Origin of the sequence: Psychrobacter pulmonis (assembly GCF_904846465.1) — a bacterium.
Lineage (GTDB): Bacteria > Pseudomonadota > Gammaproteobacteria > Pseudomonadales > Moraxellaceae > Psychrobacter > Psychrobacter faecalis.
Genome location: NZ_CAJHAT010000007.1, coordinates 142,634 through 158,318, shown reverse-complemented (window position 1 = coordinate 158,318; position 15,685 = coordinate 142,634). Strand labels below are relative to the sequence as shown.

At 43.1% G+C, this 15,685-nt stretch carries 16 protein-coding genes; 4 read left to right on the top strand and 12 right to left on the bottom strand.

The features are described from left to right. Positions 1-380 precede the first annotated feature (380 nt). The 3 genes from JMX70_RS11850 to JMX70_RS11840 form a co-directional block, all read right to left on the bottom strand. Positions 381-722 (bottom strand): hypothetical protein, encoded by a 342-nt coding sequence (locus tag JMX70_RS11850; protein ID WP_225211733.1) that lies wholly within the window; start codon positions 720-722, stop codon positions 381-383. A 500-nt stretch (positions 723-1,222) separates the two neighbouring features. Continuing rightward, positions 1,223-2,170: a CDP-diacylglycerol--serine O-phosphatidyltransferase gene (gene pssA / locus JMX70_RS11845; RefSeq protein WP_227671261.1), complete on the bottom strand. Its 948-nt coding sequence runs from the start codon at positions 2,168-2,170 to the stop codon at positions 1,223-1,225. Between the two features lie 10 nt (positions 2,171-2,180). Continuing rightward, on the bottom strand, positions 2,181-3,056 hold the full coding sequence (locus JMX70_RS11840; RefSeq protein ID WP_144297694.1) for a 23S rRNA (adenine(2030)-N(6))-methyltransferase RlmJ: 876 nt from the start codon (positions 3,054-3,056) through the stop codon (positions 2,181-2,183). A gap of 140 nt (positions 3,057-3,196) precedes the next feature. On the opposite strand from JMX70_RS11840, the gene JMX70_RS11835 reads away from it, so the two are divergent. Together JMX70_RS11835 and dapE are read left to right on the top strand one after the other, a co-directional pair. Then, entirely contained in the window at positions 3,197-3,952 is a 756-nt protein-coding gene (locus JMX70_RS11835; protein ID WP_200663866.1) for a 2OG-Fe(II) oxygenase, read from the top strand. Between the two features lie 213 nt (positions 3,953-4,165). Further along, entirely contained in the window at positions 4,166-5,374 is a 1,209-nt protein-coding gene (gene dapE / locus JMX70_RS11830; protein WP_201592308.1) for a succinyl-diaminopimelate desuccinylase, read from the top strand. Positions 5,375-5,490: 116 nt separating this feature from the next. On the opposite strand, the gene JMX70_RS11825 is transcribed toward dapE, so the two are convergent. The 6 genes from JMX70_RS11825 to JMX70_RS11800 all read right to left on the bottom strand — a co-directional run bounded on the left by JMX70_RS11825 (position 5,491) and on the right by JMX70_RS11800 (position 10,148). After that, positions 5,491-5,991 carry a GyrI-like domain-containing protein gene (locus JMX70_RS11825; RefSeq protein WP_144297697.1) on the bottom strand — a complete coding sequence of 167 codons (501 nt, stop codon included), beginning with the start codon at positions 5,989-5,991 and terminating at the stop codon, positions 5,491-5,493. Between the two features lie 66 nt (positions 5,992-6,057). Next, positions 6,058-6,267, bottom strand: a complete 210-nt coding sequence (gene iscX, locus JMX70_RS11820; protein ID WP_144297698.1) for a Fe-S cluster assembly protein IscX — start codon at positions 6,265-6,267, stop codon at positions 6,058-6,060. Positions 6,268-6,460: 193 nt separating this feature from the next. Then, complete coding sequence (locus JMX70_RS11815; protein ID WP_191692385.1) at positions 6,461-6,997, bottom strand: acyl-CoA thioesterase; 537 nt, start codon at positions 6,995-6,997, stop codon at positions 6,461-6,463. A 134-nt stretch (positions 6,998-7,131) separates the two neighbouring features. Next, positions 7,132-8,532: an NAD(P)(+) transhydrogenase (Re/Si-specific) subunit beta gene (locus tag JMX70_RS11810; protein WP_144297700.1), complete on the bottom strand. Its 1,401-nt coding sequence runs from the start codon at positions 8,530-8,532 to the stop codon at positions 7,132-7,134. Next, positions 8,529-8,876: a proton-translocating transhydrogenase family protein gene (locus JMX70_RS11805; RefSeq protein ID WP_144297754.1), complete on the bottom strand. Its 348-nt coding sequence runs from the start codon at positions 8,874-8,876 to the stop codon at positions 8,529-8,531. Before JMX70_RS11805 ends, JMX70_RS11810 begins: the two co-directional genes overlap by 4 nt. 114 nt (positions 8,877-8,990) lie before the next feature. Further along, complete coding sequence (locus JMX70_RS11800) at positions 8,991-10,148, bottom strand: Re/Si-specific NAD(P)(+) transhydrogenase subunit alpha (protein WP_198329053.1); 1,158 nt, start codon at positions 10,146-10,148, stop codon at positions 8,991-8,993. A gap of 501 nt (positions 10,149-10,649) precedes the next feature. On the opposite strand from JMX70_RS11800, the gene yaaA reads away from it, so the two are divergent. Continuing rightward, complete coding sequence (gene yaaA, locus JMX70_RS11795; protein WP_201592300.1) at positions 10,650-11,450, top strand: peroxide stress protein YaaA; 801 nt, start codon at positions 10,650-10,652, stop codon at positions 11,448-11,450. A 206-nt stretch (positions 11,451-11,656) separates the two neighbouring features. Here yaaA and groL read toward each other — a convergent pair whose 3' ends face one another. Both groL and JMX70_RS11785 read right to left on the bottom strand, forming a co-directional pair. After that, on the bottom strand, positions 11,657-13,306 hold the full coding sequence (gene groL, locus JMX70_RS11790; protein WP_191692388.1) for a chaperonin GroEL: 1,650 nt from the start codon (positions 13,304-13,306) through the stop codon (positions 11,657-11,659). 126 nt (positions 13,307-13,432) lie between these two features. Further along, entirely contained in the window at positions 13,433-13,723 is a 291-nt protein-coding gene (locus JMX70_RS11785) for a co-chaperone GroES (protein WP_201592298.1), read from the bottom strand. 593 nt (positions 13,724-14,316) lie between these two features. Here JMX70_RS11785 and JMX70_RS11780 point away from each other — a divergent pair. Continuing rightward, on the top strand, positions 14,317-15,087 hold the full coding sequence (locus JMX70_RS11780; RefSeq protein ID WP_201592296.1) for a DUF3108 domain-containing protein: 771 nt from the start codon (positions 14,317-14,319) through the stop codon (positions 15,085-15,087). Between the two features lie 94 nt (positions 15,088-15,181). On the opposite strand, the gene JMX70_RS11775 is transcribed toward JMX70_RS11780, so the two are convergent. Continuing rightward, positions 15,182-15,670: a hypothetical protein gene (locus JMX70_RS11775; protein ID WP_227671260.1), complete on the bottom strand. Its 489-nt coding sequence runs from the start codon at positions 15,668-15,670 to the stop codon at positions 15,182-15,184. Positions 15,671-15,685: the final 15 nt, after the last annotated feature.

Sequence of the window (15,685 nt, the reverse complement as noted above, 5' to 3'; positions counted from 1 at the left end):
TATCATGATGATTTGGTTTGTCAAGCTTTTTTATAATTTGTTTCAATGGGTTAGCCAGGTTGGTTATATGTAATTCACATATAAGCTATTCCGGTTCTCCCTAATGAGGTGCGTATTATAGACGCTTATTTTAATTAGTCAAGAAGTTATTTTTATTTAGTTTGAAATTCTTACCAGCCTACTTAGTAGTAGTTTGATGTGTTCTTTCTCGATAATAGGTGTTTATTCAGTATCAAAGCACTTCCTAAACGCCCTTCCCTTTCGACTGGGTGGCATTATACGCGCTTTTAGTAGAGGGTCAAGGGGGTTTGAAGGTTTATTTCTGATTTTTTGATAATGCTAAATCTATGTATCAATCCAAGACGCTATTTAAGACGCTGTTAAGGGCAAAGATTCTTCGTCCATTTCCCTGCTTTGTTACCGCGAACACATTGATATTGCACACCATACTGAACCCAATGCCAACTTAATTCAGATGGCGTACCTTTTAAGGTAAAGCTAATACGATAACGTTCTGCGCTAACACTATCATCCATGAGATCAGAACGGGTAATGACAACAACGGCTGTCTTGGACTGGGCTTTTGATGGATAGAAGAAAGTTTGCGCCAAATCATAATCCGCGGACACCTCATCAATACTGCTATTGATGAGTTTGAGCTTTTCAAGACCACAAGAGATCAGTCCTATTTTAATAGGACACGGCGCTGATGCATAAGTCACTGCGCGGCCATTAACGCTTAAACGCTTAAAATTGGCTGGATTTGCAGCTTCAGCCCGAGATATGTGACTTATTGAGTTGCTAGTATTGGCATATGAAGATGCTGGAACTAATGATAATGAAAATAAAGCACTCGCTATCAAACCTCTTATCAAGTGTGTTGAGGTATTTGAGACCGGCAATAGATGATTAAAACTATTTAAGTGCAGCATAATAACCTCGACGTTTATTATCAAATAGCATTATAAAAAGGCTAGTCATATAATGTTTATATAGCTATACCATACAATACCATATTAAAATTATTTAATAATAACTCCAACCAAGTGTTATTTGTGTCTTTTTATTATAACCATCTCAGTTGTTATGATTATCTCTATTAGAGCCGTATATTGGTATGCAACTCACCACCCTAGCACGCAAATAAAAACCGCCCATTAAAAAATAAACGGTTCGTATGTGCATGTCTTAAGCCAACATCTACTATAAAGCAATCATAGCGTTAACTGGTGGCTTTGCTTTTTAGCGTGGTAAAGATACCTGATAATGCATAGATGATACCGATGGCTAAGATGCCTACTGGGATATCATATAAGATGATACTCATGACCAATACGCCAATGATAAGCACAACAAATGGCACTTTCTTTTTATCGAACTCTTTAAAGCTATAGTACTTAACATTACTGACCATCAATAAGCCGCAGATAACCACCCATGCCGCAAATAGGAACATGATGGCAGTATCGTATTGTCCGACCCATTCATTATGATCGACCGCAACCATTACCGCAGCCGTAACTAAGATAGCCGCGAGCGGACTTGCCAAACCGACGAAGTATTTTTTATCGACTATACCAACTTGCACATTAAAACGTGCCAGACGAAATGCGGCGCAAGCGGTAAAGACAAATGCACAGCCCAAACCAATACGACCTAACGGCTCTAACGCAAAGCTATAAATCAGAATTGCAGGCGCAACGCCAAAAGCCAACATGTCAGCGAGTGAATCATATTGCTCGCCAAAAGGACTTTGCGCATTAAGCATACGCGCAACACGCCCATCAGCGCCATCAAGGATAGCGGATAAGAAAATCGCCAGTGAGGCTTTATAAAATTCGCCTTGGGTACTGGCTAAAATAGAATAAAAACCCGATAGCAGAGATAAAGTGGTAATCAGATTGGGCGCTAAATAGACACCGCGACTAACCACACGCTTACCTTCGGCAACCTCTGCTTCAATCACCTCAAAGGTCAAACCATCATAATTGTCATTATCCGCTAGGCGAATATTGAACTCATGCTCATCGACAAAAGGCGGCTGAGTGGCAGCACTATCCTGTAAGAGCGGCTCTTTTACCAAACCGTCATTCATAACCTTGTCGGTTACCAGACTGTCCTTTGCAAGGCTATCTTTGCCCATACTACTTGATGATTGATTCGTCGTCATAACGATATCCTTATTCGCCGACCAGCCAGCGCACATTAGTGGCACTATCAGGAGACATGTCTGGGGCATCCGCAACTTTTAACACCGGCTGTAAGAAACGCAAAATCTCACGTGCGTGATTGTCAAATTGCCAAGGCGGATTGATAACGAGTAACCCTGTACCATTTAGACCAACAGCGATGTCGTTAGGATAGATATTGAGCTCGCAGACCAATTGACGTCTCATTTCAGTCCGTTTTAGCTTTTTGTAAAACAGCTCAACCGCTTCCATGTTTTTAATTGGATACCATAACGCGTAAGTACCTTGTGGCCACTTATTATAAGAATGTACCAATAGGTCAATCAGGCGGGTGAAGTCTTTATGCTCTTGCTCGTAAGGCGGATCAAGAAAAATCAAACCGCGCTTCTCTTTTGGTGGAATCACCGCAGCGATACCTTCAAAAGAATTGCGATGATGAATACCAATCGGCAATTTATGGAGCTGATAATTTAGTGCATCGTATTCACTGGCTTTGGCTTCAAACGCTTCACCGCGCACGCCGGCATCAGGATTTTTTTCAACATGATGGGCAATCCACCAAGGTGAACCAGGATAGACTTTTTTATCATACGTGAAACGAGCTTGCTTAATGCTTTCCATATAGTCTTTGACGGCCGCCGGTGCTTTTTCGATGTCGGCTTTTAACAAAGCTTGGATACCGCCTTTGGCTTCGCCTGTTTTGCGCGCCTCTTCACTGCCGAGCGAATACAGTCCACGACCACCGTAAGCATCAAGCACATAAAAAGGTTTGTTCTTTTGCCCCAATTGATTCAGCAGTTGTACCAATAAAATGTGTTTAACGACATCGGCAAAGTTACCGGCATGATAGGCGTGTTTATAGTTCATAAGATCAAAAGTTTAAATAAGAAAAATTGCATCTATGGTAGCATAGGCAGAGTAAAAGATAACGATGGTTTTGGTAAAAAGGCATGGATTGGCTGTGTATTGACAGTGAATGGCATGTTTATTGATAACGGCGAGGCAAAATGACGCAGATTATTAGCAATCTTGAAGTGACACAGTTAGTCGTCGATCATCCGATTGGAGCGGATAACCCGCCACTACTATACCCACCTAGCGATGACGAAAGGCAAACGCTACTCACTCAGCATGAATTACAATTCTCCGACTTTGATGTCGATTGGCAAAATAAGCTAACCGATAAACAGCTAGATACGTTTGTAGACGATGGCTGGATGATTATTGACGATGTGTTTGAAAATAAAGCGCTATTGGCTCTGCAGTCTGAGAGCGGTTTTATTGACTATCGTGACGCCGAGCTGACGGCTGGCATTCGGGTTAGCAATATTCGCGGTGATCGCATTCGCTGGATTACCGAAAACTTCTTTGCAGGCTACTATTATTTACAAAGTATCAATGCGCTTGCTGCTTTATTCAATCAAAGCTTGTTTGCTGGTATTCGCCATAGTGAGGCACATTACGCTTGTTATCCGGTAGGTTTTGGCTATCAATGGCATAGCGATAATCCGGCTGGACGTGATGAGCGCGTTATCTCGGCGGTGTTTTATCTCAATGATGATTGGCGTGATAGTGACGGTGGCGCTTTAGAAGTCGTCGACAAACATGGCGTCCACCATAATGTCATGCCTGTTGCCAATCGACTGGTCATATTTGATAGTGACTTGCAACACCAAGTGCAAATCGCCCATCGGCAGCGTTATTCTATCGCGACGTGGATGCGCCGTGATGGTTTGGTGCCTTTTGTTGAGGATAATATTTAAATATCGTTATATTTATACCCCACTCTCAACTTATTTTTCTAAGGTATTGGTTTACTTATTTTTTAAAATTTCAGTTAAAACAATTAGAATTTTAAATTCTATAAAAATCAAAAGCCTACGATAAGTTGAGATTGGCGTATTTATATACTATTCTTCACAAGCGCCGCTTATTTAATTACTCTATCTATCATTTCATCATAAAAAAGGTTTCTCATGTCAGATATGGATAAAGACCTAGTTTCTCAAACCCATCAACAAGCAACCTTAGACTTAAGTATCGCCCTACTTGAACGTCCTTCTGTCACCCCCGATGATGATGGCTGCCAAGACATATTGTCAGAGCGCCTGACGCAGGCTGGGTTTGATTGCGAGTTTATGTATTTTGGTGAGAGAAACCAAAGCGGCGAACATGCGGAAGTCAAAAACCTCTGGGCGCGCCGTGGCATCACCGATCCGGTTATTTGTTTTGCTGGTCATACCGACGTCGTGCCTACGGGTGATGAAAACAATTGGACTTATCCGCCATTTACACCCACCATTGCCGATGGTTATTTATGGGCGCGCGGTGCCGCTGATATGAAGACCGGCATTGCTGCTTTTACCGTTGCCGCCGAGCGTTTTGTCGCTAATCATCCTCAGCACAATGGCTCTATTGCTTTTTTAATCACCGCAGATGAAGAAGGCCCGTCCATCAATGGGACGGTGAAAGTCATTGAAACGCTTGAAGCGCGCAATGAGAAAATCACCTATTGCCTCGTTGGCGAACCCTCAAGTACCGACACGCTTGGCGATATCATTAAAAACGGTCGCCGCGGCTCATTGGGCGCCGAGCTGACCGTCACTGGCAAACAAGGTCATGTTGCCTATCCGCATCTGGCTTGCAATCCGATTCATGCGGCAATGGCGGCATTAGCAGAATTAACCAATGCCACTTGGGATAACGGCAACGAGTATTTCCCTGCGACTTCTTTGCAAATCTCCAATATAAATAGCGGTACAGGCGCAACCAATGTCATTCCTGAAACGCTAACCGTTATTTTTAACTTCCGCTTTTCCACAGAAACGACGGATGAAGAATTAAAAGCGAGAACTCATGCTATCTTTGATAAATATTTTGAAAACAATAAAGCCAGTTATGATATTAACTGGAAATTATCCGGTCAGCCATTTCTAACTCCTGAAGGCAAACTCGTATCAGCCTGCCAGCAAGCGATTAAATCTGTGACCGATGTTGATACCACGTTATCTACTTCTGGCGGTACTTCAGACGGACGCTTTATCGCGCCAACCGGTGCACAAGTGGTTGAGCTTGGCGTACGTAATGCCACGATTCATCAGGTCGATGAAAAGGTAGAAGTAGATGATTTGGGCAGATTGGCGCAGATATATGAAGGGATTTTGGAGAATCTGCTGCTTGATTAGACATAATCTATAGAAACAAAAAAAGCGCCATCTGCTTCGTATTTGGCGCTTTTTTATTATGATCTTTTATCGATAAGGACTTGAACAACACAAGTCAATTAAGCTACTTACTAGCTTCACTCAATCCCTATATAAACATCCACTTGCCCATACTCTAAATTACCATCAATATAGTGCTCAAAATCGACATTATAACTACGAGTATACTCACAGCTTGGGTCGTTGAAGTACTCCCAAGCCTTCTCCCACGCATTCATGACGGTATTAGGCATATTACCTGTTTCTGAAAAGACTAAGTATTTCCCTGCGGGAATGGCTATTGTTACAAGATTACTCTTATTGGCGACCGCCGCATTATCCGGCTGCGCCTGCTCATTGCCCACTTCCCAACCAGCGACAACATCAAACGCCCCTACTAAATCAGCACTTTCATAATTGTGGTAGATACCATAAATATCCTGATCTTCAGGCAAATCACCCATGTAGTTTTGATAGAACTTTTGCCATAAGCGGCCTAATTTTGCCGTTTCGTGGCTGATTTCAGCGTGATTGGTGGTACGTACGCTAATACCCTTGCAAGCTATCGCTTCGGGTAGCTCTTTAATTTGTGACGTCATGATGCTGCCTGCCCTGTTGTGCTGTGTGATTTTTATTTGATGTGCGATTAAATGAGCATAACTGCCTTAATCCGCTTCATCAATCCAATTCATTTGAATGGCTTCTAAGATACCCTCGTTTGATTTTTGCGGATCATCATCAAAACCTTCTAGCTCCGTCACCCAGCGGTGTAAATCAGTAAAGCGAATATACTGCGGATCGGTCTCAGGGAATTTTTCATAAAGCTCAATAGCGATATCTAAGCTGTCTGTCCATTTTAGTTTTTGCGGGCTCATGGTAGCTCCTTAACTGTTATTTATTTTATAGTTTTCATCAAACTAGAGATTAGTTTGACCAGTTGTTTGTATAATGTTTGTCTAACGCTTTACTTGCTCACTTACTAACCCCCTATCCTATCAAAATTCGCCAACTGATTATAGACAAGTTCGTTATACCGCCTTTGTTGCTTTAACTTTTTGCTTTATCTTTTTATTTTGTTTCTGCAGATTTAATCGCTACTTGATGCTGATTCCAAGAAACAATGACCTCATTTGTCTGCTCACCTGTCATATCCAATATCTCTGGTGCGCATTTGCCTTTTTTATCGTTTAAGACAAATTTAGTCATACCAACACCCATGAGCTGATTTTTTACCAAAAAGCGCGTTTCAAAATAGACGTATTTTTTATCCCAACCGACAAGCGTACTATTTACCGTCATTTTATTCAGGAATTTAATTTCTTTGAGATAGACCATTTCTTGCATGGCAATAATCCAGCCGAGATTTTTAATCCCCTTTTGATGACAGCAGGCCATCAGCCATTTAGTGATGTTTAACTCGATAAAAGACAAGTAGCGATAATTGGGCAGATGGTCGCGAAAACCCATGTCGTGTGGCAATACGCGATAGTGGCGCACAATTGGTTTGGTTAATGTCTCGACACTTAGGTGTTCATTAGCCGTTTGCTGTTTAAGCTGCTGCTTTAATAAGCTGACCATAATAAAAAAACGTATCAACATGTTCATAAAGGAAATCTCTGCACGGTTATTCTGTATGAATTATGAGTAAATATAGCTTTGATAAATGCTGCCTACCTTAACGCAAAAAAAGCCACCTCAGTGACTTTTTCGTAAAAATATTATTAGTAGATGATTAGCAATTAATGACCGCCGCCATTGATACTACGTACCATCTCTTCAACCATTTTCTTAGCATCACCAAAGATCATCATGGTTTTGTCCATATAGAACAAGCTGTTATCAAGACCTGCATAGCCCGTACTCATTGAACGCTTGATAACCATGACCGTCTGCGCTTTATTGACTTCTAAAATTGGCATACCAAAGATTGGGGATGATGGATCATCTTTTGCCGATGGATTGACGACGTCGTTGGCACCAATGACTAAGACCACATCAGTACTGGCAAAGTCGGAGTTAATCTCATCCATCTCAAGAATGTCATCATAGGGCACGTCAGCTTCCGCCAATAGTACGTTCATATGGCCTGGCATACGACCAGCAACCGGATGAATGGCAAAGCGCACATTGACGCCTTCCTCTTTTAACAGCTCATACAATTCTTTGACCGCGTTTTGAGCACGGCCTTGCGCCATACCGTAGCCCGGTACAATCACCACACTGCTGGCATTAGACATGAGGAAACCTGCGTCTTCTGCCGAACCTGCTTTGTAGTTTTTAGGTGCGCCATCATCTGCGCCTGTAGCGGCAGCTGCCGTACCCATACCACCAAATAAAACGTTTAGTAATGAGCGGTTCATGGCTTTACACATGATGTAAGATAAAATCGCGCCTGACGAACCAACGAGCGAACCTGCGATAATTAGCATCGAGTTGCCAAGGGTAAAACCAATACCCGCTGCCGCCCAACCTGAAAATGAGTTCAATAGCGACACAACCACGGGCATATCACCGCCACCGATTGGCGCAATCCACATCCAACCAAATATTACGGCTAATACTGCCATCGCATAGAAAGCTGGCAATGAATCGGTCATAAAGTAGACGATACCAAAACCAATCATAGCAATAAATAGAATCGCTTGTACCGGTTTTACCCAGCCGCCTACTAGGGTTTTTGCCCAACTTTTTGCGGCTAATTTACCAAAGGCAAAAACAGACGCTGAGAAAGTAATCGCACCAATAAAACAACCAATAAACAGTTCAGCACGGGCGACTGCGCCATGCTGTTGCTCAGTATGCAGTACGGTCGCTAAGGCAATCGCCACTGCTGCCAAGCCTACGAATGAATGCATCAAAGCAACGGTTTCTGGCATCTGGGTCATAGCAACCGTTTTTGCTTTCCACATGCCGACGACTGCACCCAATACCATGGCACCGATGATTAACCACAGCACAGGGCCTTCGGCTAAGAAAAAGGTCGTTGCAACTGCAATTGCCATCGCTACCATACCAAAGCGGTTGCCACGAATGGCGGTTTTTGGACTAGAAAGACCACGCAACGTTAAGACAAAAAGGATAGCACCGATTAAGTAAAACCAATCCGCATTTGCTGCAATCATATTTGTTAAATCGCTCATGCATCGCCTCCGCTTTCAGTCGTCGCAGTTTCAAGCGCTGGCGCTTTTTTTGCTTTTGGTTTAAACATTGCCAGCATACGCTCAGTCACCGCAAAACCACCAAAGATATTGATACTGGCTAAAAATACGGCAAAAGCACCGAGCAAGCTGGTTGGGGTAAACATCGCGCCGTCAATGGTGACGGTTTGTAGCATCGCGCCGACGATAACGATACTTGATAAGGCATTTGTTACCGCCATCAATGGCGTGTGCAGTGCTGGCGTGACGCCCCAAACGACGTAATATCCGACGAAAATAGCGAGCACGAATACCGTGAAAATCGCTACAAACGGTGTGCTACTCATGGCCGCACCCGCTGGCGCTGCCGCTAAAATAGTGGCAATCATCTAATCCTCCTAAAAATTTGTTCGTGTCTGGCAAATGTAAGGTAATGAAATTCGAGACTGGATATTTAAGGCTTAGCGTTTAGCAAGACGTACTTGATTGTCATGCGTCACTGCTAACGCCCCTTGAATCTCATCATTCATGTCTAAATTCAGTGCCAGCGTTTTCGCTGAAGCGTCGTCTTTAGCTGCAGGAGCCATTAAAGTAGTGATAAAATTAACAAGGTTATTGGCATATAAATCTGAAGACTGCGCCGCCAGTTGTGATGGAATATTGGCTGCACCGACGATACGCACACCGTTTGCCGTGGTAATGGTTTCATCAGGCACGCTGCCTTCGACGTTGCCACCTGTACCAGCGGCCATATCAATCAGTACTGAACCAGCTTTCATTTTGGCAAGCGTTGCCCCGTGCACCAAGCGCGGCGCGTTACGTCCAGGAATCTGCGCGGTGGTAATGACGATATCTGCGTTGCTCAAGGCTTTGTCTACGACAGCAGCCTGATCTTTGATATATTGCTCAGAGGGCGTCCATGCATAACCGCCCGTGGCTTTGGCTTTTTGCGCTTCGTCTTCGCTCATTGGCACGTCAAGCCATTTACCACCAAGCGATTCCACCTGTTCTTTGGCAGCAGGGCGCAAATCACTGGCTTCAACGACAGCACCTAAACGTTTCGCCGTCGCAATCGCCTGCAAACCTGCAACGCCAACGCCTAAGATGACCACTTTGGCAGGTTTCACCGTACCCGCTGAGGTCATAAACATCGGAAATGGACGCGAGTATTCATTAGCAGCAAGCAATACCGCTTTATAACCGGCAAGGTTGGCTTGTGACGATAAGACGTCCATATTTTGCGCACGTGACAAAGTACGTGGCAATAACTCCATCGCAAAGACGGTTGCACCTTTGGCCGCATAAGTATCTAGCTGGCTATTGCGATATGGGTCAAGCATACCAATAACCACTTGACCGGCTGTTAAATGCTCAGTCACCGCTGCTGGCAAATCATTGACGGTAGTAATAATTTGCGCTTGGTTGACGACCTCGGTACTACTGTTGGCAATATCAGCACCCGCTGCCTGATACAATTCATCAGCGTAATACGCTGCTTGACCTGCACCTGACTGAATGACGACTTCAAACCCTAGTTTACGTAATTTTTTTACCGCGTCTGGGGTTAGCGCTACCCGTTTTTCACTCGCGCTATCTGCACTAATAACACCAATCTTCATACCGTCTCCTTACTTACGTCAAATGACTATACTCACGTTTAATGACTATCTTTTAACACCCGCAACGCATCTTTAAAAAGCACAGGGGACAAAAAAATCTTTGGTCACGGTTGGTTAAGAACTTAAGACCAAAGATTATCAATTTAATAAATGATAGCTCCTTTGCCATCATGCCTTTTTATTATAGAGATAACATCTGCAAACTTTCATTGTCTAATGATGACCCACAAGTAAAATAAAAAGTTAGGTATTTACACCATCATCATAACTTTTATTGTTATATTAAAAACTTTTATTTTTTCCAAAAGCGCGCAAAGCCTGTAAGCTATTAGCTCACGACAAATATAAAAACCGGCTTAAGGTTTGACATATGTCTACGATGTCGCTTAAAAATACAAAACCGCTACGACTAAGTCAAGATAAAATACGGCCTAACGTATAATAAGAAAACTTGACCGCTCAATGGAACACCCATTGACCTACTATAAATAAGGAATAACCATGTATTTTTTACTCTCCCCTGCCAAATCGCTTAATGAGAAAGATGCCGTGCCAGTCAATCTCGGCAATTACTATAGTCAGCCCGAGCTGATTGAGCATGCGCAGGGGCTCATGAAAGACCTAAAAGCCAAAGAGCCAATTGATTTACAAGAGCTGATGAGTATCTCTGACGATTTGGCGCAGCTTAATGCCAGACGTAATCAAGACTGGGCTTGGAGTGCAAATACTCCTTTTACGGGTGACAACGCCAAACCAGCGGGGTATTTATTTGACGGCGATGTCTATACTGGGCTTGATATGTATCATATGGACAAAGATACTGCTATTTACGTTAATGAACATTTGGGTATTTTGTCAGGTCTTTATGGCGTGCTGAAACCGCTCGATTTGATTCAGCCATATCGCCTAGAGATGGGCACCAAGCTAAAAAATGATCGCGGGGATAATCTTTACGAGTTTTGGGGCGAAGAAGTGACTAAAACAATCAATGCACGTATGGCAGATAGTGAGGACAAAGTTTTAATTAATCTTGCTTCTAATGAATACTTTAAGGTAATAAAAAAGAAAGCACTGAATGCGCAAATCATCACGCCAAGATTTGAAGACGAGAAAAATGGCCAATATAAAGTGATTAGCTTTTATGCCAAAAAAGCACGCGGATTGATGGTGAAATATGCAGCAGACAATAAGCTGACCAACGCAGAGCAGCTAAAGCAGTTTGATTTGGCAGGCTATTATTATGTTGATGAGCTGTCTGACGATAAAACGTGGACATTTCGTCGGGATAAAGCGAGTCAGTAGTCTTCAAACAAACAACTAATATGCATAAAAAAACCCCGATAAGCTTAGCCTATCGGGGTTTTGTTTGAACTAGGTTTAACAAGTAGGTTATGACAAAGTCATACTTCTAGCGAAAAGCGATTTGTCGAGGAAGACGCGCGAAAATAGTACTTATCGTACATTGAGCGCGGCTAACAAAGAAAAATCGCTTTGTAGCAGAAGTAAAATTACATCATACCGCCCATGCCACCCATACCGCCCATTCCACCGGCAGCGCCCATGCCAGCCATAGCATCATCACCTTGCGGTAAGTCAGTAATCATGACTTCAGTTGTAAGCATGAGGCCTGCAACAGAAGCCGCATTTTCTAGTGCTGAACGTGATACTTTTGCTGGATCAAGGATACCCATCTCTAGCATATCGCCGTATTCGCCAGAAGCTGCGTTGTAACCGTAGTTACCGCTACCGCTCTTGACTTCATTAACCACCACTGACGCTTCTTCGCCTGAGTTGGTCACGATTTGACGTAAAGGTGCTTCCATCGCACGGCGTAGGATTCTAATACCCGCGTTTTGGTCGTCGTTATCGCCACGTAGTTCAGACAAGGCATTCATCGCACGAACGAGGGCAACGCCGCCGCCAGGGACAACGCCTTCTTCAACCGCTGCACGAGTCGCATGTAGCGCATCATCAACGCGGTCTTTCTTCTCTTTCATTTCAGTTTCAGTTGCCGCGCCTACTTTGATAACGGCAACGCCGCCAGCAAGTTTTGCCATACGCTCTTGTAGCTTCTCTTTATCGTAGTCAGACGTTGATTCTTCAACTTGACGTTTGATAGATTCAACGCGGTTTTCGATGTCAGCGGTGTTACCCGCGCCATCAACAATCACAGTGTTTTCTTTACCGACAGTGACTTTTTTCGCCGTACCTAATTGCTCTAAAGTAGCAGTCTCTAAGCTCAGACCAATCTCTTCAGAGATAACCGTACCGCCAGTTAACGTTGCGATATCTTCTAGCATAGCTTTACGGCGATCGCCAAAACCTGGTGCTTTAACAGCACAAGTTTTTAAGCCGCCACGCATGTTGTTTACAACTAGTGTTGCCAATGCTTCGTTTTCTACGTCTTCAGCAATGATTAGCAACGGTTTGCTTTGCTGCATGACTTGCTCAAGTAATGGCACGATCTCGCGGATATTGCTAATTTTTTTATCAACAAGCAAGATGTAAGGATTTTCGAATTCAGCGGTTAAGCTGTCTTGCTTATTGGCAAAGTACGGGCTGATATAACCACGGTCAAACTGCATACCTTCAACCACTTCCAAGGTATCTTCAAAGCTTGAACCTTCTTCAACGGTGATGACGCCTTGCTTACCAACTTTTTCCATCGCTTGGGCAATCAGCTCACCGATTTTAGTGTCTGAGTTGGCAGAGATAGAACCTACTTGCGCAATCGCTTTTGAATCGTCAGCTGGGGTTGATAACTCATGGATTTGCTCAACCGCGGCACGTACGGCTTTATCGATACCGCGCTTAAGATCCATTGGGTTCATGCCCGCAGCAACTGACTTCATGCCTTCAACCAAGATTGACTGAGCCAATACCGTTGCGGTCGTTGTACCATCACCAGCAACATCGTTGGTGCGGCTAGCCACTTCACGCACCAATTGTGCGCCCATGTTTTCAAATTTGTTTTCAAGCTCGATTTCTTTGGCAACCGATACACCATCTTTAGTGATGGTAGGTGCGCCAAATGATTTATCGATAACCACGTTACGACCTTTCGGGCCAAGCGTGACTTTTACCGCATTTGCTAGAACGTTTACGCCGTCCATCATTTGTTTACGGGCATCAATGCCGAATTTTACGTCTTTTGCCATGTTAAATTACTCCACTATTATAAGTATGAGAATACAATGAAAGGTTTCAATAATATTTTTTATAAATGCTCTTGGGTATAACTGTTGTTGGCTAAAAATCGTTAGCCAAAATTGTCTTATTAGCAATTAGCCTTCTAGTACACCCAATACGTCTGATTCTTTCATAATCAATAGCTCTTCGCCGTCAACTTTTACCGTTTGACCCGCATATTGACCGAACAAGACTTTATCGCCAACTTTTACATCTAACGCGCGAGTTTCACCGTTGTCACGAATCTGACCGTTACCGATGGCTAGCACTTCACCTTGAGAAGGTTTTTCTTGAGCTGAACCAGGAAGCAAGATACCACCAGCCGTTTTTGTTTCTTCTTCGATACGGCGGACGACAATACGGTCATGTAAAGGACGAATATTCATCGATACGACTCCAAAATTTGGTTAGTTAACATAAAGGTTTATTTGAATGAATGATCTCAATACCAAGATCTAGCAGAATGTCTGCTTAAAAACAGCATTCTTTAGATAAGCTTTGAGCTTGTATCAGAAAGTGGGGGCAAGGCAAGTTTGCTTCAAGTGTAAAGCCCAAAAATTTACAAGATTTTTGCACATCATTGCCTATGTAAGCAGTAGTGAGAGTGATAAATAGTCCATTGATTAAATTGCACGCTATTAAAGGCTTGAGCATTGCTTTAAAACAACAAGCCTTCCATCAAATAATAAGAGAGAAAATAAGCGATTGTAAATGAAGCTTTTAGCGGTATCAGCCAATTAACTTCCTCATTTCTTACCAAGCTTACAGCAAGTTACTGCCCGTGCTCGCTTTAGCTAAACCAGCAACATCGACTACAATAGCCTAACGCTTCACTGTGCCCCTGCCCTTGAAAATGTAACAGAGTATGACAATATATAAGGGTGAGCACATAACAACCCCTATAAATAATAGTTAAATAAAATACAGTAGCTTTAATCGAAACTGCCAATACAGCTTGAAACCAAATTAAGGAATATCCATGAGTTTTTTATCACAAAATAAACAATCCCTAACAACCCATTCTAATAACCCGAAACGCAGCCCCTCTAAATTTTTAAGCGCCTTAACCACTGGGGCAAGCATTGCTGCGATTGGAGCTTTAAGTATGACCGCACCTACCCTTGCCAGCGCTAAGAGCGTTGAGCCCTTAAGCGCGAACTATAGTTTCACCATTGAAGATAAATATAAAGGTACAGCCACCCGTTCTTTGAATAAATCTGGTAATACCTGGAAATACAATGTCAATGCTCGCGTTGCTGGTGTCGCCACCGCCGCGCAACATAGTACCTTTACTATTAACGGTAATAATGTGGTACCAACCCAAGCCAGCACCACTTATAAATTATTGGGCGTTGGTCGTACGCATAAGTTGGACTTTAATCCAAGCAGTAAAAAGGTAGTAAGTAACTATCGCGGCAAATCGACGACGATGAATATGGCGCAGCAAGCCTTTGATGATTTGAGCCTTGAGGTGCAAATTCGCCAAGATTTATTAAATGGTAAATTCTCTGGCAACTATTACATGGCGAAAAAAGACAAAATTGAGAAAACGCCTTTTAAAAAATCAGGCAATACTAAAATCACCGTACCAGCAGGTACGTTTGATACCGTGCGTGTCGACCGCGTGCACGATGACAATAGCCGCTCGACCAGTTTTTGGTTGGCGCCAAGCTTAGATTATCTGCCAGTTAAAGTCAGTCAAATTAACGATGGTAAAAAGATGGATTTAGAATTAACCAAAGTCAATTAAGCCCTTATCTTTGTATAAATGGTTAACGTAAAGAAGCGGCGCTCTAAATGAAGCGCCGCTTTTTTTTATCCGTATAAAACTTTCTATGAGAATTTTAGCGAGAACGTGGCTGTTTAACGACATTGTTCATTGACGGTAGACGTTTTAACAAGATAAATAACCAAACGTTGATGGTAAGTAATAACACAAAATCAAGCAGATAGACCATTATCTCAGCCCAACTACTGCCATAAACACGGGTAAATAGCACCACCCCACTCGCGCCAAGATAAACCAAGGTAAACATACTGTCTATCAATAGCGCATAAGGCGAACGCCCGCGTAATATCGATGGCGTTAAGACCAGCGCCGGTAGCAACCATAACGCTTGCCAAGCGATACCACCAACGATATCGGGACGACTAGGATTAAAGACGCTGATTAAAATCGGCAATGCCAATAATCTAAACGCTAGCCAAACCAACCACGTCACCATTAAGCGCTGACGTATGGGCGCTATCGGTTTTTGCGTATTGACTGTCTCAGGTGTTTTTGCTGCGGGCGTGTCGATATTACTGTCCTGCTTGGATTGGTTAGTGACCATGGGAGATATGTATTT